This window comes from Anaerohalosphaera lusitana (genome assembly GCF_002007645.1).
GTDB classification, from domain to species: Bacteria; Planctomycetota; Phycisphaerae; order Sedimentisphaerales; family Anaerohalosphaeraceae; genus Anaerohalosphaera; species Anaerohalosphaera lusitana.
The window spans coordinates 1,759,092-1,781,502 of sequence record NZ_CP019791.1 but is presented as its reverse complement, the minus strand read 5'-3'; the positions used below and the strand labels follow the sequence as shown (position 1 = coordinate 1,781,502).

The window sequence follows — 22,411 nt, the reverse complement described above, 5'->3', positions numbered from 1 at the left end:
GCGAAAATGGGAAAAACCCTTACTTACAAAATTCTGGAAAAACACCTCGTTGACGGCGAACTGAAGCAGGGTAACGCTATCGGCATCAGGATCGACCAGACACTGACGCAGGATGCGACGGGAACTACCGCATTTCTGCTGTTCGAGTCGATGGGAATCGGCAGAGTCAAAACAGACATGTCGATCAGCTATATTGATCACAACATGGCTCAGTTCGGGCCGGAAAACCACAACGATCACCTGTATCTGCAGACAGTGGCGACGAAATCCGGCGCGTATCACTCACGTGCGGGCAACGGCATCTGTCATCAGGTTCATCTGGAGCGTTTCGGAAAGCCCGGCGCCACGCTGCTGGGAAGCGACAGCCACACCCCTACCGGCGGCGGTATCGGTATGCTGGCGATGGGTGCGGGCGGAATGGACGTCGCGGTTGCGATGGGCGGCGGTCCTTTCTACATCACCGCGCCTAAGGTTATCGGCGTAAAACTGACCGGCAGGCTGAACGACTGGGTCGCGAGCAAGGACGTCATCCTGAAGCTGCTCAGCATTCTCAGCACCAAGGGCAACGTCGGCTGCGTAGTAGAATATTTCGGGCCGGGCGTTGAGACGCTGACCGTGCCTCAGCGAGCTACTATAACGAACATGGGCGCGGAGCTAGGCGTTACGACCAGCGTTTTCCCGAGTGACGATAATACTAAGGCATTCCTCGCCGCACAGGAGCGTGAAGCGGACTTCCAGCCGTTGACGGCCGATGCGGATGCGGAATACGACCGCGTAATCGAAATCGATCTTTCGCAGGTTGAGCCGATGGCAGCATGTCCCTCGTCGCCGGATAACACTTGCACGATAGCTGATCTGGCAGGCGGTGAGGTGGGCCAGGTGCTGGTAGGAAGCTGTACGAATTCCAGCTATGCCGATCTAATGATGGCTGCGAAGGTGCTCAAGGGCCGACAGATCGATCCGATGATCGAATTCGGCGTTGCGCCCGGCAGCAGACAGGTCCTTAACATGCTCGCGGAAAACGGAGCGCTGTCCGATCTGATCACAGCAGGCGCGCGAATACTCGAAACGGGCTGCGGCCCTTGTATCGGCCAGGGTTTCTCCCCTGCCAACGATGTTGTCAGCGTGAGAACGTTCAACCGCAACTTTGCAGGCCGAACGGGAACGAAGGGTGATCAGTCCTACCTGGTGAGTCCGGAGACGGCTGTGGCGTGTGCGCTGACAGGCAAGTTTACTGACCCGCGTTCTCTCGATATCGAATATCCGGACGTTGACATGCCCGAGCATTTCGACATTGACGACAGTATGATCGTGCCACCTCTCAGTGAAGAAGAAGCCAAAATAGCCGAGGTTCTTCGCGGTCCTACGATCGTCGTACCCGAATCGCCAAAACAGTTGCCGGACACGCTGAACGGCCAGGTAGTGCTCAAGTGCGGCGACAAGATCACAACCGACCACATCATGCCTGCGGGCGTATTCCTTAAATACCGCTCGAACGTGCCTGAGTATTCGAAGTACGTGTTCAACTGCTTTAACGAAGAAGGCGAGAAGACGTTTGCACAAAAATCGCTGGAGCTCAAAGCAAAAGATGTCGGGTCGGTAATAGTCGGTGGACAGAGCTATGGCCAGGGATCGAGCCGAGAGCATGCCGCACTGTGCCCGATGTATTTGGGCGTGCGAGCGGTGCTGGCAAAGAGCATCGAGCGAATACATAAAGCGAACCTGATCAATTTCGCTATCGTGCCTATCGTGTTCGCAGACGAGGCCGACTACGACAAGGTGGCCGAGTCCGACGAGCTGGTAATCGAGAATCTGCGAGATGCTGTAAAGGACAAGGATACGGTTGAGATCGTTGACAAAACCAGCGGCACGAAATTCAACGGCAAACTGGAACTGTCCCAACGTGACCGCGACATACTGCTCGCGGGTGGATTGCTGAGTTATACGAAAAATGCATAGCCGCCCTTCTAATTAGACGAGGCTTTCAATGGCGAAGAAACTCTTACTTGCCGGCTTTGCAGCGGCACTTGCTGGTTACGGCGCGGCGCTGCTGCAGATGCCTGTTACGTACATTCTGCTCGTAAATGCCTGCGTGTATCTGTTTGGCATTTCTGCTATAGCTGCTCTGGCAGGATTCGTCGCTAAAAAGACGAAAGTCAGCAAGGCATTTGCCGGCTGGGTCATCGTTCTTGCCCTGTTGCTGGTCCTTGTCGACCGCTGGGCGATAAACCAACTCATGCAGGATGCACAAAGCCTTCTACGTGTGGCCGTTAAAGTGACAGCGGCCTTGATCATATTCGCATTGACGGCTATTTACTTTCGAAAACCCAAAAGACCCTTTGGACTGGCTGTAATGGCACTGCATGTGTTGCTCGTGCTGGTAATCTTACTGCTGCCAGCCGACAAAACAGGCAAGCCGGCAGATGATCAGCAGGACCGTACGCAGGCTCTGCTTTCCATGCCCTATGTGGACTGGGCCGAGGACGTTTCAGAAGACAGGCAAACAATAACTGTCTATGAGAAAGACAGAGTGATGCCGGGCTATAATTTAACGGCGCACAGGGTGGCGAATTCGCCGGAGGCGGCTTTTCTTTTTGATATGCAAGGCGAGATCGTTCACCGCTGGGTAGTGGATGAAGAATATGAGACTCCATGGTCGTATGCGCAGCTTACAGAAGAAAACTCATTGCTGCTGCTCAACAATGATGACTGCTTGATGGATTTGACCTGGGATTCACGTGTTAAATGGAAAAACGATCAATTCAGGCCGCACCATGATATGTACAGGAGCAGTGACGGAAGAACATTTACGATCGCCCGAAAAGACAACGTTGTAATGATCAACGGCATACCCGTGCCCATACTTGAAGACTACATAGCTGTTCTTTCCGATGATGGCGAAATCGTGGACAGAATGTTTTTCACGTCGCAGGCCAAAGAGTACTTCCCGCAAAGACGCTTGAGAGAAGCAGTGAGAGAGATGTTCGATCCGGTCAGAATTGCAAAGATGCTCCTTCGCAAGATCAAATGGGGATATGCTCTGGAAACCGGCACTGTTTATGACATGATGCATGCAAACTCAATCGAGGTTCTCGAACACGATGTCGACGGGCTTGGTAAAAAGAGCCAAATACTCCTGTCACTGCGTGAGCTCGACCTGATCGCTGTCTATGATCCTGAAGTCAACGAGTTTACCTGGGAATGGGGACGAGGCGAGGTTTGCCGACAGCATCACCCCACTGTCATACCGAATGGTAACATGCTGATCTTTGACAACGGTATCCGTAATGGTTTCAGCAGAATACTCGAGCTGGACCCATCAACCAGCGAAATCATCTGGAGTTACAATGAGGGTGGCGGCGAGGACTTCTTTTCGCCTAGAAAAGGTGCCAACCAGCGTCTGGCGAACGGCAACACTCTAATTACTGAGAGTGACCGAAGTCGTGTTTTTGAAGTATCTCCCGAGGGGGAAATCGTGTGGGAGTTTCATTACCCGGTTCTGGTTGACGGCAAGCTTCCTATCGTCTATAGAATGATACGACTGGATGCGGATCGCATTGAAAATCTCCTTTCATTGTAAGATTGAATGTGTATATCTGCCGCACGTCGCTAAAGATATTCTCAGAGAAGTACCCGGCATTATGATGTTTAATCCTCAATCGCATTCAGCGGCTGAGTGATTATGTCGTGAAGCTGACGGTCGAATTTTTACGAAATGAACCAATAGCCGACAAGGCCAAGAACATGAAAGCAGCTAAATCCAAATCGCGACTGTGGAGTGTGAGGCTGTTGGCCGGAGGGGTTGGGTTTGGATTTCTGGCATATGCGAGCGCGATTCTTGGGGCTGCGTTGACTTTTATAGTTCTGTTTGATCTTTGTGTCTACACGCTTCTAATCGCCGCTATACTGTTTTGTTATTCGCTGACCTCCTCTAATAAACAAACAGCATTACTTGGGCACAGGTTTCTTCTAGCGGCATCGGCTGTTGGATTGATCGTTCTTGGCTTTTTTGTAAACAAGCTCATGACTGGGCAGGATCCCAGTGGTGCAGAGCAGGCTGGAAAAACCCAACGGGACAGACAAAAACTCTTGTCCATGCCATATCTGGACTGGGCCAAAAACGATGGCAGCACCACCGGTGTCATCATAAACAAACCGGAAAAGTCGTATCAAGGGCCTAATCTCACTGCGAGCAAGGTTTGGGGCTTTGATGAGGTCGCATATTTGTACGATATGGAAGGTGAACTGGTTCACCGCTGGACAACAGAGGAGGATTTGCCCACCTTCTGGGAATATGCAGAGTTGACCGAGACGGGCGATCTGCTTGCGATCGCATATGAAAAAGGCATGAGCAAGTTTGATTGGGATAGCAACCTTATCTGGGATAATAATGACTTACGGCCACATCACGATTTTTTTGTGTCGGAGGGCAAGCATATTTTCGCAATGTCCAGAGAAGACAGCGTAATTTTTGTTTCTGGCATACCTTTTCCCATACTGGAGGATACAGTCGTTGAGCTTGACGCGAATGGGAAGACTTTGAAAGAATACAGGTATCTGCATTCCATCAAAGAACGCATACCGGTTCGCAAACTTGCTAGCAACTATTTATGGTTTTTAAATCCTGTCAACATGCTGCGACTGGTGTCTTCGAAATTGAAGAATGGATATGCTTTCGGTAATGATACCGGTTTTGATCTGATGCATTCGAATTCGATCCAGGTGCTTGAACGCGATTTGCCGGAGTTGGGTCAAAAAGGCGATTTCCTGCTTTCCATTCGTGAGCTGGACCTGGTCTGTGTTTATCGGCCTTCGACAAAGACTGTGGTCTGGAGCTGGGGGCCGGGGACGATATGCAGGCAGCACCACCCCACTGCTCTGAAAAATGGAAATGTTCTGATTTTTGACAACGGGACCGTCTTGGGTTACAGTCGGATATTGGAAATTGGCCCTGGATCGAAGGAGATCTTATGGTCCTATAATTCACAAGGTAATATGTCTTTCTTTTCCGGCCGAGCAGGCGGATGCCAGCGGCTTCCCAACGGCAATACTCTGATTACGGAAAGCCACAAAAGTCATGTGTTTGAAGTAACCGAAAGAGGCGAAATTGTGTGGAGCTTTATCAATCCGCTTCAAATCAAGAATAAAAGACCTGTCATTTACAGGATGATGCGGATCACCGATCCGGAAATACGATCACAGATCGAAAAAAACATGAGCGAGACAAATTAGGGCTAGCCATATTATGAGCGAAATAATAGTAACAGTTTTCGGCACCAGCAAGGCACGGCCCGGCGATTCAGAATTTGAACTGGCTGAGGCTCTTGGTACTCTGCTTGCAAAAAACGGCTATACGATCGCGAACGGCGGATATGACGGCACGATGTACGCAGCGGCCCGCGGCGCGGCGAGCATGGGCGGGAAAGTTATCGGAGTTACATGCACCGCGTTCAAGAGTTCAGCCAACGAATTCGTGACGCAGGAGATACCGACGGACGCTCTGGAGGGCCGACTGCGCAAGCTGGTGCAGCTTGGTGAGGCTTATGTTGTTCTGCCGGGCGGAACAGGTACGCTTCTGGAGCTTGCGGAGGTATGGGAACTTAAGAATAAGAGGTTCTTTGCGGCGGACAAACCTGTTATAATACTGGGCGAGTTCTGGAAACCGCTGGTCGAGCTGATGAAACAGCAGGATGAAAAATGCGACAAATGCCTGAGCTTCGCGGCCGATCCGGATGAAGCTGTGGAAATTATTAATCGGATATTGATATAGTATGCGTTTAGTTTCGAAAATACTGATCCTGATGTTTTGCCTGTGTCTGTGGGCTCCGTGCGGGGACATATTGGCCGTGGAGGAATCGGACAGCAAGTCTGATCCGAACAGCCTTGTACCCGATCTTTTCAAGGAGGGCTACCTGTTCAAGGGCATTGAAGGCAGCGTGAAACCGGTCGATGAAGACGCGAGGAAATGGGTATTCGTCACTGATGAAAAGATCGAAGGACCGCGCGGCGAACTTTATGCGGGTGATTCTCTGAGACTGCTCCCATCGAGTACGTTACAGCGGATTATCGCGAACCAGGACAAAACAGATGAGATCGACGTCCGTCTCTGGGCCAGGACCGCAAACTATGCGTTCCCAGTGAAAAAGAATCAGCGAACCTATACGGGATATGATTCGAGAAAACCGCAAAGGACCCAGGCTGCAAGACGCGAAAACTATCTTTTCCCAGTGTATTTTCTGCCGTTGTCCTCAGATGAACCTGCCGAAAGTAATGCTGAAGAATCAACGACCAAAGACAATGAAAAGACGGATCCGGGCGATGATGATTCGATCCTGCCGGATGAGATACGCAAGGCGCTCAAGCCCAAAAAGATCGTGGACCTTGCCAAGGCCAAGAAAACGGTCGATGTTGAAGGCGATATGATGCTTATCAATCGCACAGGCGTTGTTCGCAAGCAGGGCAAACGGTACATTTTTGAGGTGGATGCGCTGGGCAGAAACGTGGCAGATCTTGACTTCGAACTGCTCCCGTGCAGGGCTCTCGAGAGGATGCAGAGGCACATGGGCGACAGGCCGGTGAAGCTGCGATGGAAGGTGGCTGGAATAGTGACCAAATTCAACGGAGAATATTTCCTGCTGCCGCAGCGAGCGACACGTGTATACAATAACGGCAATTTCAGCAGATAGGAGTTGATCAGTGAAGTGCAACTTTGAAGACATACTGTTACTTTCATCTGAACAGAATTTCGAACAGAAAATCGAGAATCTGCGGGGCGCGATACTCGACGCAGCATACTGGCCAGACGGAGATGACCGGCACGGGGCTCTGGACAATATAATCAAACAGGTCAAGGATCGAGGCGATGACGCCCTTCAGGAATTCGGCAGCAGGTTCGACGGAGCCGATCTCATGCCCGCGGACTTCCGCGTTACGGCCGAAGAGCTTAAAGCGGCTCACAGCAGCATCGACGGCGACCTACTTAAGGCGATCCGGCAGTCAATAGACAACGTACGTAAGTACCAGTCGGAAATATTCGTAGGCGACAAGAACAGCCACCCGGGCATCAAGTACACCCCCATCTCGCGAGTTGGTGTTTGCGTCCCTGGCGCGTCTGCCCCCCTGCCGTCGACGGTGATCATGACCGCTGTGCCGGCACAGGTGGCCGGTGTTAAGGAAATTGCCGTCGTCAGCCCGCCCAGGTACAAGGGCAACATTCACCCGGTGATACTTGCCGCATGCCATGAGATAGGCGTAACAGAGGTTTACAAGCTGGGCGGGGCTCATGCGGTGGCTGCTCTGGCCTACGGAACGGATACTATTGAACGGGTTTACAAGATCGTCGGGCCGGGCAGTACGTGGGTTCAGCTTGCAAAACGGATGGTCTTCGGACTGCGGGTCGATATCGATTCGATTGCCGGTCCAAGCGAGGTTCTGGTGGTCGCGAATAAAGACGCCAACCCGGACTGGGTCGCAGCCGACATGCTCAGCCAGGCCGAACATGCTCCGGGCAGCGCGATAGTTTTCACTGATTCGCAGCGAATGGGCCACGCGGTGCTCGAGAGCCTGAGCGAACAGGTTGAAAAACTCGACCGCAGCGAGGACACGATCCGATGCCTCAAAGAATACAGCGGGGTAGCCGTTTTTGACAGCATGGAACAGGTGATCGAGCATACCAACGACTTCGCGGCTGAGCATCTGCAGATACAGTGCGGCGGCAAAAGCAGGGAAGTCGCTGACCGGATCGATAACGCCGGCGCAATCTTCATTGGCCCATATACCCCGGTAGCGGTCGGTGATTACTGGGCAGGCCCGAGCCACACCCTGCCGACCGGCACAAGTGCGAAGTTTTTCAGTGCCCTCAGCAGCAACGACTTCGTGAAATCGACCAGCATAATCGAGTACGATCAGAAAAAGTTAGCTGAAAATGCGGACGATATCGTCCGACTGGCGATGACTGAAGGCCTCGATGCACACGCCAAGAGCGTAAAAATCCGTCTTGAAGGCAAATAAGCTAACTATCCAACAGTTTTGCATGCTGAAGCAGCCCTTCACATAAACAGAAAATACTGTGCCCATTTTCGCCGGCAATTGCAATCTTTTCCGACTCTCAAACCATTATACATCTTTAGCCCCCCTTGCCGGTCTTCGGGCAGGGATTAAATTTGTTTACGGGAACAAATTTGCGTATAATGAGTAAAAACAAGTAATCGGCTGGCCATTTTTAACGGTGAGTTGTAAGTTAATGACGGGGCTGGATTTAGCCGATTCAAAGCTTATATAGCGATAATTATCTGTTTTTACCGGGTGTGAGATATTGGCCTACAGGTTTTTTGCAGTTGATAAGTCACGGCGTTTGCGGTTTACAGCTCTCGTTTTGCTGTTATTTTTACTTGCAACGCCCTCGCATGCTTACGCATATATTGGTCCCGGAGCCGGTTTTGCGGTTGTGGGCTCCTTTCTGGTCATGTTTACGGCCGTTTTCTCCGCCCTGGCGGCACTGCTGACGTGGCCGGTACGGTGGGCGATCCGGTCAATCAAGGGACGCAAGGCGTTATCGCGGGCGAAGGTAAAAAAGGTGGTCGTGCTCGGGCTGGATGGAATGGATTACGGGCTGGCGAAAAAAATGATTGCCGAGGGCAAACTCCCGACGTTCGCGAAGTTGGCCGAAGATGGGGCATTTGAGCCGCTGCAGACTACGGTTCCATCGATGTCGCCTGTGGCCTGGTCATCGTTTCAGACCGGATCGAATCCGGGCAAGCACAATATCTACGACTTTTTGACCCGTAATAGAAACACTTACATGCCCAAGCTCAGCTCGGTGGAAATCCGCGGACCCAGGCGCATTCTAAAGCTGGGCAAGTGGCGTCTGCCGCTGAGCAAGCCGGACATTCGGCTGATGCGCAAGGGCAAGCAGTTCTGGCGAGTACTGGGCGAGCATGGGATTTTCAGCAATATCCTGCGGGTACCGATCACCTGGCCGCCAGAGAAATTTTACGGGCTTTCACTTTCCGGGATGTGCGTTCCCGATCTTCGGGGCAGTCAGGGTACGTTCAGCTATTACACAACGGCCGGCGCGGACGATGAGCATACCGGCGGCGAACAGTTTCGCGTTGAGCGGAGTGGTGAAGGATTCGAGGCGGAGCTTGTCGGGCCCGAGAATCCGGTACGGGAAGGTGCCGGTGCGATGCGGCTTCCATTCAAGATCGCCACGACCGGCCCTAACAGCGCAGGACTGCACATCAACGGCGATATTCATACGCTGGTGCAGGGCGTTTACACGGACTGGATAAAGATTGAGTTTTCGGCTGGGCCGGGGGTGAAGGTTAGCGGGATCGCCAGATTTCTGCTCAAAGAGGTTGTGCCGGAGCTGAAGCTATACGTAACGCCGATCAATATCGACCCGGAAAAGCCCGCGATGCCAGTGACGCATCCGCCCGTGTATTCGACGTATCTTGCGAAGAAGCAGGGTTACTATTCGACGCTGGGGCTGGCGGAGGATAGCTGGGCACTGAACGAAAAGATCATCGACGACGCGGATTTCATTCAGCAGTGCGTTGATTACGACGCTGAGCGGGAAAAGATGTTCTTCGATACACTAGACAAGGTCAAGCAGGGTCTTTGCGTTTGCGTGTTCGACGGGACGGACCGAATACAGCATGCGTTCTGGCGGGATATGGAAGAGGACCATCCGGCAAACGCGGTTTATGACAAAAATGCACAGAGACGCAACGCTGTCGAAGAGCTTTACAAGCGTGCGGACGGGCTGGTTCGGCGGACGATGAAAAAGCTCGATGCCGACACGCTGCTGATGGTGATCAGCGATCACGGGTTTACGAGCTTCAGGCGTGGCGTGGACCTGAACAGGTGGCTGGAGGATCAGGGCTACCTGGTGATGAAGGAAGGCGAGCGGGACAAGAAATATTTGCAGGGTGTCGACTGGGAGCGGACAAAGGCTTACGCCATCGGGCTGGGCGGAATTTATTTGAACATACGCGGACGCGAGTCAAAAGGGATCGTCAAGGCAGGCGATCAGGCAAATAAGCTGCGGGAAGAGATCGCGGCTAAGCTCGCGGAGGTTGTCGACCCAGCAACAGGTGAGAAAGCGGTCAAACGTGTCTACGATACTGCGAAGATCTATCGCGGGCCTTATAAGGGTAACGCGCCGGATCTGCTGGCAGGCTTTTTCAAGGGCTACCGTGCTTCGTGGGAGACAGCGGTCGGCGAGGTCACCGAGTCTGTGTTCTGCGACAATACGAAGGCATGGAGCGGCGATCATTGTGTCGATCCATCCGAGGTGCCGGGCGTGCTGTTCTGCAACCGTAAAATAGACAGCGAGGTCTGCAGGCTGATGGATATCGGCCCGACGGTGCTGGATATGTTCGGTGTGGATGTGCCGAAGTTTATGGACGGCAAGGCTCTTAGTGTTGCGAAAGATAGCGTTGAAATAACAGAAACTGACATTGCAGAAGCCCGCGAGGACGTTGCGTAGTTACACAGCTTAGGGCTATATGAGATTTGACTTGCTTTGGCAGGTGTAAATATGAGTAAAAACAAAAGAATGAGTCGGCGTGAGTTTTTGCGTTGGTCCGCTTTGGCCGGAGGTATGGCGATGGCGGGGCCGGGACTTTTGCGCAATGCCTATGCGAAAAGCAAAGCAGCCGGCAAGCAAGTCATCGTCATTGGTATTGACGGGATGGATCCGCGACTTTCGGAACGGCTGATGGATGAGGGTCGAATGCCGACGTTTGCTAAGATGCGCGAGGCAGGCGGATATAGACGGCTTGGAACGAGTACACCACCGCAGAGTCCGGTTGCGTGGGCGAATTTCATAAACGGCGCAGGGCCGGGCAGTCACGGCATATTCGACTTCATTCACCGCGATCCAAAGGGACAGGTAGATGTTTTCTATTCGGCCGCGGAAACTGTACAGGGCAGCGGCTACTGGCAAGTCGGCGATCACAAGCTGAAGCTGCCGTTAATCGGTGAAGGTGCAAAGACTGAACTGCGAAGACAAGGCGTGCCCTTCTGGGATTATCTGGATGCGGCTTGCATCAAGTCCGTCTTCTATGACCTGCCGAGCAACTATCCGCCGAGCAAGTCCAGGCATGGCAATCACAAGTGTCTGTCTGGCATGGGAACGCCCGATCTGCTGGGCAGCTACGGCACATATCAATATTATTCGGAGGACGGACCAAGGCCGCCTTATGATGAGAGCGGCGGGCGACGGTATGAGCTGTATTTCCAGAATGAGCGTGCGCGGGCAACTTTATGCGGTCCTATGAATACAATGCTGACACAGCCAGAACACGCTGAGATGGAATTCTTTGTCCATCGTGATATTGATGCGCGAACAGCACTGATCGAGATAAACGGACGCGAAGTACTCCTTAAAGAAGGTCAATGGAGCAAGTGGGTTCCGCTGGATTTCGAACTCGGTACACCCTGGTTTTTACCCAGCGAAAGAGTAAGCGGCATCGTTCGGTTTTACCTGCAGAAGGTCGGACCTGTATTCCGCCTGTATGTTTCACCGGTGAATATGGATCCGCGTGAGCCCGCGCTGCAGATCACCGAACCGCCGGAGTTTGCGGAAAGTATCGCTGAAGAGCTTGGACCTTACTACACAACGGGTTTTCAGGAGGCGTACAAGGCGCTTTCGAACGAGGTGTTTGAAGAAGATGAGTTCATCTCTCAGGCCAGTCATGTGCTCAAAGAAAGGCTTGCACTGCTCGATTACGCATTGAAGAATTACGATGACGGATTGCTGTACTTCTATTTCAGCAGCACGGACCTTCAGGGGCATATGCTGTGGTGGGACAGCGACGACGATCATCCCGCTCGCAGCCGTGAAGAGGCGGAAAAATATTTCGAGCATCTGAAGAAGCTGTACTGCCGAATGGACGGCATAGTTGCCGACATCATCAAACGTTATCCGGACGCGACGGTTATTACTATGAGCGATCATGGGTTCGCAAACTTCAAACGACAGTTCAACCTCAATAGCTGGCTCAGGGAAAACGGCTATCTGGGACCGAGCGATGTCAAGTCGGTAATGGAAGCCGACTGGAAGTCCTCGCGGGCCTACGGACTTGGAATCAACGGACTTTATGTCAATACAAAGGGCCGGGAAAAATACGGCATTGTTGAGCCAGGCGAGGAAAAGGACAGACTGCTGGATGAGCTCATCACCAAGCTGGAAGCGATTCGAGACGTGAACGGCCAACAGGTTATTAGAAAAGTGACGCGAACGGATAAGGAGTACAAGGGCGACGCCATGAAGTATGCTCCGGACCTGATAGTGGGATACGCCAGGGGCTATCGTGCGAGCTGGGATACTTGCCTCGGTAATTGCGGCAAAGATGTGCTCAGCGACAACACCTCAGCGTGGGGCGCGGACCACTGTGCGGATGCTTCGGAAGTGCCAGGCGTGGTATTCTGCAACCGACCGATCAAGCCTGATCTGGCAAGCCTGGTAGATATCGCACCGACTGTCCTGCAGGAGTTCGGACTGGATGTGCCGGGGAGCATGGAAGGCAAGGCGATCGTTTAGCGACGCTATAGGTTTGCCTAAGATGGCACAACGAGAGAATCCTTAATACAATGCAACCAGGAAAACATATTTGGAGAATGATAAATGCCTAAGGTCAAGATCGACAAGAATCTTTACAAGCGTGCGGAAGAAGCTGCGCAGGCGGAGGGGTACAGCAGCGTTGACGAGTTGGTTATACATTTGATCGAGCTTGCGGTTGCCAAAAGCGAAGGCGGGGACAACGCGGACGCGGTAGAGGAGCAGCTTCGCGGGCTCGGGTACATAGAGTAATAGTGAGATATTGTTAATGCTTGATTTTCTTACAAGTTTAATCGCCTGGTTGGTCATGACGGCGGATTCGATCGGGTCAGTTCTGTTCGGCTGGATCGCCATTGTGCCGGGCTGGTTGTCGAATACAATCATAGCTTCGATTACCGGCGTGCTGATGTTGCTGGTGTTCAAGTACACATCGAACCAGGACGCGATCGGCCGGGTGCGGGATCGCATCAAGGCTAATATGCTGGCACTGAAGCTGTATAAAGACAGCCTGTATGTAACGTTCAAGTCACTTGGCGGGCTTTTTGCCGGCGCGGGGTCGCTGCTGCTGCATGCCCTCAGACCCATGGGAGTCATGATCGTGCCGATGGTTCTGCTGCTTGGACAACTCGCATTGTGGTATGAACACAGGCCCTTAGCCATAGGCGAGGAGGCGATCGTTTCCGTACAGGTTCAGGAAACTCAGGCCCGACCATCGGTAAGGCTGATCGAGGCCGAGGGAGTGGAAGTTGTCGTTGACCGTTCCTGGTTTGAGAAGAAGAATGCGTATTACTGGAAGGTTCGCGCGACAGAGCCGGGCGAGTATGACATGCTATTCGATGTTGACGGCTTTGACGTCGAAAAGAAATTGGTGGTCGGTGAGGGCCTTGCCAAGGTAAATGTTAAACGGGCTGGCTGGGATATGTCAGATATGCTGATGTTTCCGGGGGAAATATCCTTTGCTGAAAGCTCAGTAGTCCAGGGAATCAGCATCGAGTATCCACAACGTGAAGGCATCGCCGGCGGTGCGTTCTGGTGGATGGTGTGGTTTTTCGGTGTATCAATGATCGCGGCCCTGATCTTCAAACCCGTTTTCGGCGTGAAGATATAGAAACCTGTTTGACGCGTTGGGCGTAATCTCAGATCGCTACGGGTGACAACACTCTATCTGTTCTCAAGCCATTCCAGTTTGTCGCGGTTGTTGAAGAAGAATCGGCCTGTAATGTGTGCCAGGACGAACAGCATGTAGATGTATCCGCCTCGCAGCAGCAGTTTCAGCACGCCCGGCAGTGGAGCGAACTGCAGGAGTACGAAAACCGCAACGACCGCGACCGAGGCTTCGAATATTACTGCAAGCATCAGATAACCCCTTGGTGCCTTGCAGATCGTTTTCAAGATAAAATACGGGTTCAGGCCGTCTATGGAGTGTCGGATGCTTACGCCCAGCATCGCGGCAGGCAAAAAGAAAACGCCGGGCAGTAACAGAACCCAGAAATCACTGCTGTAGCCATACCAGCCTACGTTGATCATAGCAGGACCGAGACATATCAGGACGCATGCAAGTACGTGACACAGCCGTCTGAACGAATCCCAGAACCCCTCGTCCATCCACAGCGTCTCAGGTATGTGACGTTCGCCGCGGGCACTCCGCTCGATCGAAACGCAGATGTACCAGAACATGTAGGCTGTTGTGAACAGTTCGATGAACTTTGTGATCATGGAAATCAAAAGAAACGGTATGAACAATACCGGCGCAAAGGCGGGCAACATAGCCGAAACGAACTGCATCGCCAGCCTTATGATCTTGGGACCGAGGAAAACAAAACCCAGCGACAAACCCAGCAGTGTAGCCGGATACGCCAGTATCTCAACCAGCGGCGACTTGCCGCTTTTGCCGATCATTTCCTCCTCTTCGACGACATCGGTCTGCTCACGCCAGCGTTTCTCTTCCTCCATGATCGTCCAGATGTCCTCACCGGCATCGCCGGCGGGTTCGGGGATGCGTGAGTGACTGTCCAGTGTGACCGATGTTTCGACGGGCGTATCGTCTGCCTTACGTTGATCTTCTCGCAAATCTTGCGGAACAAGTTCTTCGCCGTAAGGCAGCGAAGCGATATCCTTGGGCTTTTCGCATGGGGGGAAGCTGTCCTGCGGCTCTGCTGGTGCGGGATTGGGCTGAGAACCGGACAGTATCAGACCACGGCCGCAGTTTGGACACCTGATCCGCATGTCCGGCCTGACTATTTCTGGCATCTTGAGCTGTGTGCCGCAGTTTTTGCAAGCAACGATCTTCACGAAACCTTCAGCCTCAAAAGAGTGCGCATTTTCTAGAAGCTGTTTCAAAACTACTTTTGGTTTCTCGGCAAGGCGTGTGAAATCGGCAATAATTGTAGTTATGGCCGATTTTGCACAACACAGCCGAACGGAAAAAGGGCCGCCGAACGGCAAATCTGACTTTTGAAACCGCTTCTAATATGATAATGCGCAAAGGCCGACAGCGTTACAGTGAAAATCTCAGTTTCGACTATTTCAGTTTAGCCGCGATGATTTCCTTAGCTTTTTCGTATGCGTCAGGGAGTCCCGACGGGTCCTTGCCGCCCGCCTGTGCCATCTGCGGCCTGCCTCCGCCGCCGCCCTTGACCAGCGGCGCAACTTCCTTGATCAGATCGCCTGCCTTGAGGCCATGCTTGATCAGATCGTCCGTCATGGCTGCCAGAAGGATCGCCTTCGAATCCTGTTCGAGGCCGAAAAGGACCGCAACCGAGCCCGCCTTTTTCTTCAGGCTGTCCACTGCCTGACGTGCCTGGTCGACCGTGGCGGCATCCAACGAACCGACAACAACAGCCGTGTCGCCAATCTTATCGCCCTTCTTGAGCATATCGTCCGCCTGGGCAAGCGTATCCGTACCGCCCTTCTTCGCCGCGTTTTTCAGATCCTTCGCGAGCTTCTTGTTATCCTCCTGCAGTTTCTGCACCCGCGAGGTAACCTGCTCAGCAGGCGTCTTTAGCAGTGCGGTCAGTTCGTCGACGATATCGCTACGCTGGGCGAGATAGTCGGTAAGTGCATGGCCGGTCATCGCCGTGATCCTGCGGACGCCTGCCGAGATGCTCTCTTCCTTGACGATCTTGAAGCCGCCGATCTGCGAGGTATTCGTCACGTGGGTGCCGCCGCAGAATTCGAGGCTGAATGCGTCCGCAAGCTGCGATTCGTCCTCCACGCCCACACCGACAACGCGAACTTCGTCGCCGTACTTCTCGCTGAAAAGCGCCATCGCTCCCAGGTCCTTCGCCTGATCGATCGGCAGGACCTTGCACCCGACCGGGTAGCTCTTGACGATCTTGTCGCGAACTATCGAATCGATCTGCCTGATCTGCTCGTCCGTCAAGGCCTTGGGCCAGGTAAAGTCGAAACGCAGATACTCCGGACACACCAGCGAGCCCTGCTGCTGGGCTTCTTTGCCGAGCACCTCACGCAACGCCCACTGAAGCAGATGCGTCGCGGTATGATTTTTCTTACTCTCGTTTCTGCTGTGGTCGACGGTCGCAGATACCTTATCGCCCACGCTGATCGAACCCGAAACGAGCGTACCCTTGTGGATTACACAGTTGGCGATCTTCTCGGTGGTCTCGACTTCGAACCTGCCGTTATCACCGACGATCAGCCCCGCATCGCCAACCTGCCCGCCTGACTCAGCGTAGAAGCAGGTTTCCTTGAGCACCAGTGCGATCGTCTCTTCCTTCTCGGAGTAAACGCCGGCCTCCTTGTAGCCGTCCCTGTCGATCCAGCCGACCACTTCGGTCTCGACGCTGTCGTGCTCGTATTTCGCATCGTCCTCGGTCACGGGCAATGCGACGCCGCTCAGGTCCATAGCAAGCGAGCCGGTCTTCTGAGCCGCTCTAGCGCGTGCGCGCTGCTGTTCCATGAGCTCGTCGAACGTATCCGTATCGACCTTGAGCCCGCGTTCGCGTGCCATAAGCTCCGTGAGGTCAAGCGGGAAACCATACGTATCGTAAAGCTGGAAAGCGTTCTCGCCGCTGACCGTTTTCTTATCGGACTCCTCCGCTTCACTGGCGGCCACCGAAAATATCTCAAGGCCCCTGTCAAGTGTCCTGCCGAAACTTTCCTCCTCGGACTTGATCACCGTTTTTACAAAATCCTTACGCTCAACAAGCTCGGGAAACGCCTCGCCCATATTCTCGACGATCACATCCACCAGCTTATACATAAACGGCTCGTGAGCATCGAGCACCCGTGCAAATCGCGACGCCCGACGCAGGATCCGGCGCATCACATAACCACGCCCTTCGTTGGAAGGCGTGACACCGTCCGTAATCGAAAACGTCAGCGAACGAATATGATCGCTGATCACGCGAAACGCATTGTCGGTCTTGCTCTCCAGCGCCGATCCGTACTTGTGCCCCGTGATGTCCTGCACAGCCTCGATGATCGGCATGAACAGGTCCGTATCATAATTGCTGTGCTTGTTCTGCAGCAACGCAGTCAGACGCTCCAGCCCCGCACCCGTATCGACATACTTCGCCTTGAGCGGCAGCAGCTTGCCGTCCGGCTGCCTATTGAACTGTATGAACACCAGGTTCCACAGCTCGATAAATCGCGCACAGCCCGCATTGACCGCACATTCATGACCCGGCACGTGCTTCTTGTCGCACCGCTCGGGACCGAGATCGATATGTATCTCGCTGCAAGGTCCGCAGGGCCCCGTATCACCCATCTCCCAGAAGTTGTCCTTCTTGTCGAAACGCAGAATGCGTTCCTTCGGCAGCGGCGTCAGTTTCGCCCAAAGCTCTTCAGCCTCGACGTCCGGCTCAGAACCGTCCTCAGCGTCACCCGCGAAAACCGTCGCCCAGAGTTTGTCCTGGTCTATGCCGTAAACTTCGGTGAGCAGCTCCCACGCCCACGCGATCGCCTCTTCTTTAAAGTAGTCGCCGAACGACCAGTTGCCGAGCATCTCAAAAAATGTATGGTGATACGTATCCAGGCCGACCTCTTCAAGGTCGTTATGCTTGCCGCTGACACGGATACACTTCTGGCTATTGGCCGCCCTGCTGCACTCCGGCTCACTCAAACCGAGGAATATGTCCTTGAACTGGTTCATACCCGCATTGGTGAACAACAGCGTAGCATCGTTGGTCGGAACCACCGGTGCGCTAGGTACGAACTTATGTCCCTTGTCCTTGAAAAAATCTATGAACGAGCTTCTGATCTGCTTTGATGTAAACACTTTCTGCCTTCTATTGTTAAGCTGGTTGTTGAATTAAGCCTCTTTCTTCTTCGGGGTCTGTTCTTCCAGGCCCTTCGCTTCGAATATCTTCTGTTCGATCTCTTCTACGAGATCCGGGTTTTCGAGCAGCATGTTCTTCGCATTATCCTTGCCCTGGCCGAGCCTGATATCGCCGTAGTTGAACCACGCACCGCTCTTCTGGACCACGTCGCACTCGACGCCCAGATCGATCAGATCGGACTCATGACTTATGCCGCTGTCGAAGTAAAGATCGAACTCCGCCTTCTTGAACGGTGCCGCGACCTTGTTCTTGACCACGCGGGTACGAACACGGTTCGCGATCGCTTCGCCTGCAGAGTTCTTGACGGTTGACACACGACGGACGTCCATCCGGACCGAGCTGTAGAACTTCAACGCGTTACCGCCGGGCGTGGTCTCGGGATTGCCGAACATAACGCCGATCTTCATGCGGATCTGGTTGATGAAGATCAGGCAGGTTTTACTCTTCGAGATCGCGCCGGTGAGTTTACGCAACGCCTGGCTCATCAGACGTGCCTGCAGACCAACGTGGCTCTGGCCCATCTCGCCCTGCATTTCCGCCGCAGGAACCAGTGCCGCTACCGAGTCTACCACGATAATGTCTACCGCGTTGGACTTGACCAGCATCTCCGCGATATCCAGTGCCTGTTCACCCGTATCGGGCTGACTGACCAGCAGACTACTTATATCCACGCCCAGCTTCTTCGCCCATGTCGTATCCAGTGCGTGCTCAGCATCGATAAACGCTGCCACGCCGCCCTTTTTTTGTGCGTTCGCTATCGCGTGCAGTGCGATCGTCGTCTTACCGGAGGACTCCGGCCCGAACAGCTCGCAGACCCTGCCGCGGGGTATGCCCCTGCCGCCCAGTGCCAGGTCCAGCGACAACGCGCCGGTGGGTATACCCTCAACCTGTGCGATATTGGCTTCGTCCATCTTCATGATGGAGCCCGAGCCGTACTGTTTCTCGATCTGCGATATCGCCCTGTCAAGAGCCGCATTCGATGGAGATTCAGCTTCCTTTTTGGTCGCCGAAGACGCCTTTGCCTTTGATTTTGTGGTCTTTTTCTTTGCTGTTTTCTTTGCTTTTGCCATTATTTGAGTCTCCTCGGAATCCATTCTGTGGCTGCTAATGCAGCTTGATTTCCATTATTGGTGTATAGATTGGTCCTTTTGAGGTCAGTTCGCTCCGGTAAACGCATACGGAACGCACCCATGATGTGCCGAAATCAGTGTCGCTGTAATCTTTTAACACGGATTGCAGCTTTTTTCCAGCGCTGAAATTTTTAATTCTGCAAAGCGTCAGGTGGCCGCTGAACCGACGATTTTCCTCTCGGAAACCGGCCTTGACCATCGCGTTTTCGATGGATTCCTGCAGCTTCAGCAACGGCTCGGATTTCTCGATCCCCGCCCACAGCACCCGAGCGGGTCTGCCGAAAGTGCCGATCCTGCCCACTTTGAGCTGAAACGATTCGAACGAAGCCGCCGCCTGCTCCACCTGCCTGCATATCTCGGGCACCTGTTCGTCCCTGATCTCGCCCAGAAACTTCAGCGTCAGGTGAATACAGTCCGGCTCCACCCACTTTACGCCCTTGCCAAGATCAACCCGCCCCGCGATATCCTTCTGGATTGCCGCCAGCCGGTCGATCACTTCGCTTTCAAGGTCAACTGCCACAAAACATCGCATTTTCCTCTCCCTCCGATGCTCCAAACGTCAGAATTGTGTCACTTTCCTCAGAAAATCAAATCTGTCCTCGATCCTCGAAAGCTCGACCGCTTTTATGCCGTGAATCGAAAAATCGCCTATGGCGAAAGACGCTGCCACCGTTCCGTACACCATCGCATTGCGGATCGACATAACGTCGATCTTGCCGATCTTTGCGAGATACCCCATCAACGCCCCGGCAAAAGCGTCGCCCGCCCCGGTCGGATCGATCACCACCGTCGTCGGATACGCCGGAAGCATAAAACAGTCGCCGTTGCTGTCCACCATCAGCGAACCATGCTCGCCCTTTTTGATTATGGAAACCCGCGGGCCCATCTTGAGAATGTCCTGGGCAGCCGTCACCAGATTCTTCTGGCCCGTCAGCAGTCTCGCTTCACCTTCATTCAGGATCAGCATGTCTATTTTGTCCAGCAGCTCCAGCAGATCCTCCCGCTCGTTCTCGATCCAAAGGTTCATTGTATCCGCTGCCACAAACTGCGGATGGTCGATGTTCTCCAGCAGCTCCATCTGCAGCGACGGAGCGGTATTCGCCAGAAATACATACTTCGTGTCCCGGTAAGTATCCGGGAACAACGGCGGCCTCTCACCGAGAACGTTCAGCTTGACATCTTCGGTATTCGCCTCGTTCATATCGCCGTGATACGAGCCCTTCCAGCGGAAAGTCTTACTGCCGGGCCGGGTTTCCAGCCCCGTCAGATCAACCGTCTTATCCCTGAAAGCATCACGAAGATCGAAGGGGCAGTCGTCGCCGATCACGCCCAGAAAACGCACGGGCGCAAAATAGCTTGCAGCCATGCTGAAATATACAGCCGACCCTCCGATACAGCCCTCACTCACGCCGAACGGGGTTGTGACCGTGTCTATACCGATCGAACCTGTTACTAATAATGACATACGGCTTTCTCCGCCAGTTATTCGTTCTTGAATTTCTCGAGCGTCAGATCGATCCGCTCGAGCGTATTGTCCATTCCCAGAAGATCCACCGAATCGAAGATCGGCAGACTCACCGTCGTACCGCACAGAGCGACCCGCAACGGCTGGGCGACCTTGCCCAGGCCAACCTCCTGCTCCTCGGCCAGCGACCGCAGTGCCGTCTCGATGTTCTCAGCCGTGACTTCCTCCAGACCAGCCATCCGTTCGCGAACCAGACCGAGCATCCGCAGTCCGTCCTTTTTCAGCAGTACCTTCTTCACAGACTTGGGATCATACTCAATCTCATCGTTAGGCAGCACAATGAATTTGCTCTTCTTTTCGATCTCCGCCAGCGTTCTCGAGCCCTCGGTAGCGTGCAGTACCCGCTTGAGCACCTCGTCACTGGCTTTGAGCAGCGGCGAATCCTGGGCCTGCAAAAACGCCCTGAAATGCTCCAGCAGCCTGTCCTTGTCGATCATCCTGATGTGTTCGGTGTTGAACGACTGCAGTTTTTTGCGGTCGAAAAGGCTGTTCGACTTAGTCAGACGTTTGATGTCAAAGCACTCTATCTGCTCGCTGACCGGCATTATCTCGCGGTCATCGCCGGGACTCCAGCCGAGCAGCCCGAGAAAATTAACCAGCGTCTCGGGCAGATAGCCGCTATTGAAAAAATCAACAACGTTGATCTCGGGCAGATGAACGCCCAGCGCGTCCGCCATGCTGTTTATCGCAGGCATGTCGGGCGTGGTCTTCTTCTTGAGAAAGCTCTCCAGCTCCTCGACGGTGATACCGCCCGCTGCAGCCAGTTCTTCCAGGTCAACATCCTGCTTCGACTTGATCGCGGTGCGAAGGGCCTTGGGTCTTTCACGCTTGGACAGCTTGCCGCCGCCCTCGCTAACGGTCACCGACATGTGAGCATAAGTAGGCGTTCTGAACCCCAGCTCCTTCTGCAACGCCTGATGGTAAGGCGTATTCATCAGGTGCTCCTGACCACGCATTACGTGAGTAACCTCCATCAGTTCATCGTCCACAACCACAGCAAAATGATAGGTCGGGTATCCGTCGGACTTCTGGATGATGAAATCGCTCATATCCGCCGGCGCGAATCGCACTTCGCCGCGAATCACGTCGCTGATCACGATATCCTCATCAGGCATGCAGAACCGAACCACGACCGGCCTGCCCTCGGCCTTTGCCTGCTCGACATCTTCCATAGTCGGGAACTTTTCTGGACGGGGATAGGAAAAATTCCGCTTTTCCTTAGCCGCCTTGTCGCGCATTGCCGTCAACTCTTCCGGCGTGTCGAAACAGTAATAAGCCATTCCCGCATCCAGAAGCTGCTGGATATACTTCTTATATGTCTCCAACCGCTGCGACTGAAAATACGGACCGTTCGGCCCGTCGACTTCCGGGCCCTCGTCCCAGTCGATCCCGAGCCACTTCAGATCGTCGATCACCTGCTGTGTCGCCGTGGGCGTATTGCGTTTTATGTCCGTATCCTCGATCCTCAGTATGAATTTGCCGCCGGTCTTGCGGGCCAGCAGCCAGTTGAACAGAGCCGTTCTCGCTCCGCCTACATGCAGATATCCGGTTGGGGATGGTGCGAATCTGGTAACTATCATTGCGTCCTCAAAATTAATGCTAAAATCAGTTGCCGGTTGAAGATACGTAATCCCTCGCGGATTGTCAAGAAAAGGCTCACAGGCACGCGGTATTTGTCCGCCCGGGCTCTGAAAACCTCTGTTTTTGCGAATTCAAGAGCATAATCAGCCATCTTTACACTGTGACAGCTAGCAAGTATATGTTAAGATACCGCTCGACAGATGTTCTTATTAGGGTAGCTCTAATAATTGCTTTTGAGCGACAAGTAGAAGATTTTTGCGTTCCGGCAAGGAAGACAAATCAGCTTTAGTTGCTGCTAAAGCGGTTTTTG

The 22,411-nt window shown here is 53.5% G+C and carries 16 protein-coding genes; 10 read left to right on the top strand and 6 right to left on the bottom strand.

Translation table 11 applies throughout. The features are described 5' to 3' along the window. Window positions 1-6 precede the first annotated feature (6 nt). The 10 genes from STSP2_RS07385 to STSP2_RS07340 all read left to right on the top strand — a co-directional run bounded on the left by STSP2_RS07385 (window position 7) and on the right by STSP2_RS07340 (window position 13,673). Window positions 7-1,959 carry an aconitate hydratase gene (locus STSP2_RS07385; protein WP_146661313.1) on the top strand — a complete coding sequence of 651 codons (1,953 nt, stop codon included), beginning with the start codon at window positions 7-9 and terminating at the stop codon, window positions 1,957-1,959. A 28-nt stretch (window positions 1,960-1,987) separates the two neighbouring features. Then, complete coding sequence (locus tag STSP2_RS07380; RefSeq protein ID WP_146661311.1) at window positions 1,988-3,580, top strand: arylsulfotransferase family protein; 1,593 nt, start codon at window positions 1,988-1,990, stop codon at window positions 3,578-3,580. A gap of 164 nt (window positions 3,581-3,744) precedes the next feature. Next, window positions 3,745-5,232: an arylsulfotransferase family protein gene (locus STSP2_RS07375; protein WP_146661309.1), complete on the top strand. Its 1,488-nt coding sequence runs from the start codon at window positions 3,745-3,747 to the stop codon at window positions 5,230-5,232. A gap of 13 nt (window positions 5,233-5,245) precedes the next feature. Further along, window positions 5,246-5,770 (top strand): LOG family protein, encoded by a 525-nt coding sequence (locus STSP2_RS07370; protein ID WP_146661307.1) that lies wholly within the window; start codon window positions 5,246-5,248, stop codon window positions 5,768-5,770. Window position 5,771: 1 nt separating this feature from the next. Then, entirely contained in the window at window positions 5,772-6,686 is a 915-nt protein-coding gene (locus tag STSP2_RS07365; RefSeq protein ID WP_146661305.1) for a hypothetical protein, read from the top strand. A gap of 10 nt (window positions 6,687-6,696) precedes the next feature. After that, window positions 6,697-8,010: a histidinol dehydrogenase gene (gene hisD / locus STSP2_RS07360; protein ID WP_146661303.1), complete on the top strand. Its 1,314-nt coding sequence runs from the start codon at window positions 6,697-6,699 to the stop codon at window positions 8,008-8,010. 454 nt (window positions 8,011-8,464) lie between these two features. Continuing rightward, entirely contained in the window at window positions 8,465-10,489 is a 2,025-nt protein-coding gene (locus STSP2_RS07355; protein WP_205848028.1) for an alkaline phosphatase family protein, read from the top strand. A 51-nt stretch (window positions 10,490-10,540) separates the two neighbouring features. Next, on the top strand, window positions 10,541-12,547 hold the full coding sequence (locus STSP2_RS07350) for an alkaline phosphatase family protein (protein ID WP_146661299.1): 2,007 nt from the start codon (window positions 10,541-10,543) through the stop codon (window positions 12,545-12,547). An 84-nt stretch (window positions 12,548-12,631) separates the two neighbouring features. After that, window positions 12,632-12,817, top strand: a complete 186-nt coding sequence (locus STSP2_RS07345) for a hypothetical protein (RefSeq protein WP_146661297.1) — start codon at window positions 12,632-12,634, stop codon at window positions 12,815-12,817. Between the two features lie 16 nt (window positions 12,818-12,833). Further along, window positions 12,834-13,673, top strand: coding sequence for a hypothetical protein (locus STSP2_RS07340; RefSeq protein ID WP_146661295.1), 840 nt, complete (start codon window positions 12,834-12,836; stop codon window positions 13,671-13,673). A 53-nt stretch (window positions 13,674-13,726) separates the two neighbouring features. Here STSP2_RS07340 and STSP2_RS07335 read toward each other — a convergent pair whose 3' ends face one another. The 6 genes from STSP2_RS07335 to gltX form a co-directional block, all read right to left on the bottom strand. After that, the gene (locus tag STSP2_RS07335) at window positions 13,727-14,857 is read right to left on the bottom strand and encodes a hypothetical protein (protein WP_146661293.1); all 1,131 of its coding nucleotides are present in this window, start codon (window positions 14,855-14,857) and stop codon (window positions 13,727-13,729) included. Window positions 14,858-15,086: 229 nt separating this feature from the next. Continuing rightward, window positions 15,087-17,804 (bottom strand): alanine--tRNA ligase, encoded by a 2,718-nt coding sequence (alaS, locus tag STSP2_RS07330; protein ID WP_146661291.1) that lies wholly within the window; start codon window positions 17,802-17,804, stop codon window positions 15,087-15,089. A 33-nt stretch (window positions 17,805-17,837) separates the two neighbouring features. Beyond that, window positions 17,838-18,935 (bottom strand): recombinase RecA, encoded by a 1,098-nt coding sequence (gene recA / locus STSP2_RS07325; RefSeq protein WP_146661289.1) that lies wholly within the window; start codon window positions 18,933-18,935, stop codon window positions 17,838-17,840. Between the two features lie 34 nt (window positions 18,936-18,969). Beyond that, on the bottom strand, window positions 18,970-19,527 hold the full coding sequence (thpR, locus tag STSP2_RS07320) for an RNA 2',3'-cyclic phosphodiesterase (protein ID WP_146661287.1): 558 nt from the start codon (window positions 19,525-19,527) through the stop codon (window positions 18,970-18,972). Between the two features lie 27 nt (window positions 19,528-19,554). Continuing rightward, window positions 19,555-20,460 carry a PfkB family carbohydrate kinase gene (locus tag STSP2_RS07315; RefSeq protein WP_146661285.1) on the bottom strand — a complete coding sequence of 302 codons (906 nt, stop codon included), beginning with the start codon at window positions 20,458-20,460 and terminating at the stop codon, window positions 19,555-19,557. A gap of 17 nt (window positions 20,461-20,477) precedes the next feature. Then, a complete protein-coding gene (gene gltX, locus STSP2_RS07310) occupies window positions 20,478-22,100 on the bottom strand; it encodes a glutamate--tRNA ligase (protein ID WP_146661283.1) in 1,623 nt (540 codons plus the stop codon). Between the last annotated feature and the right edge of the window lie 311 nt (window positions 22,101-22,411).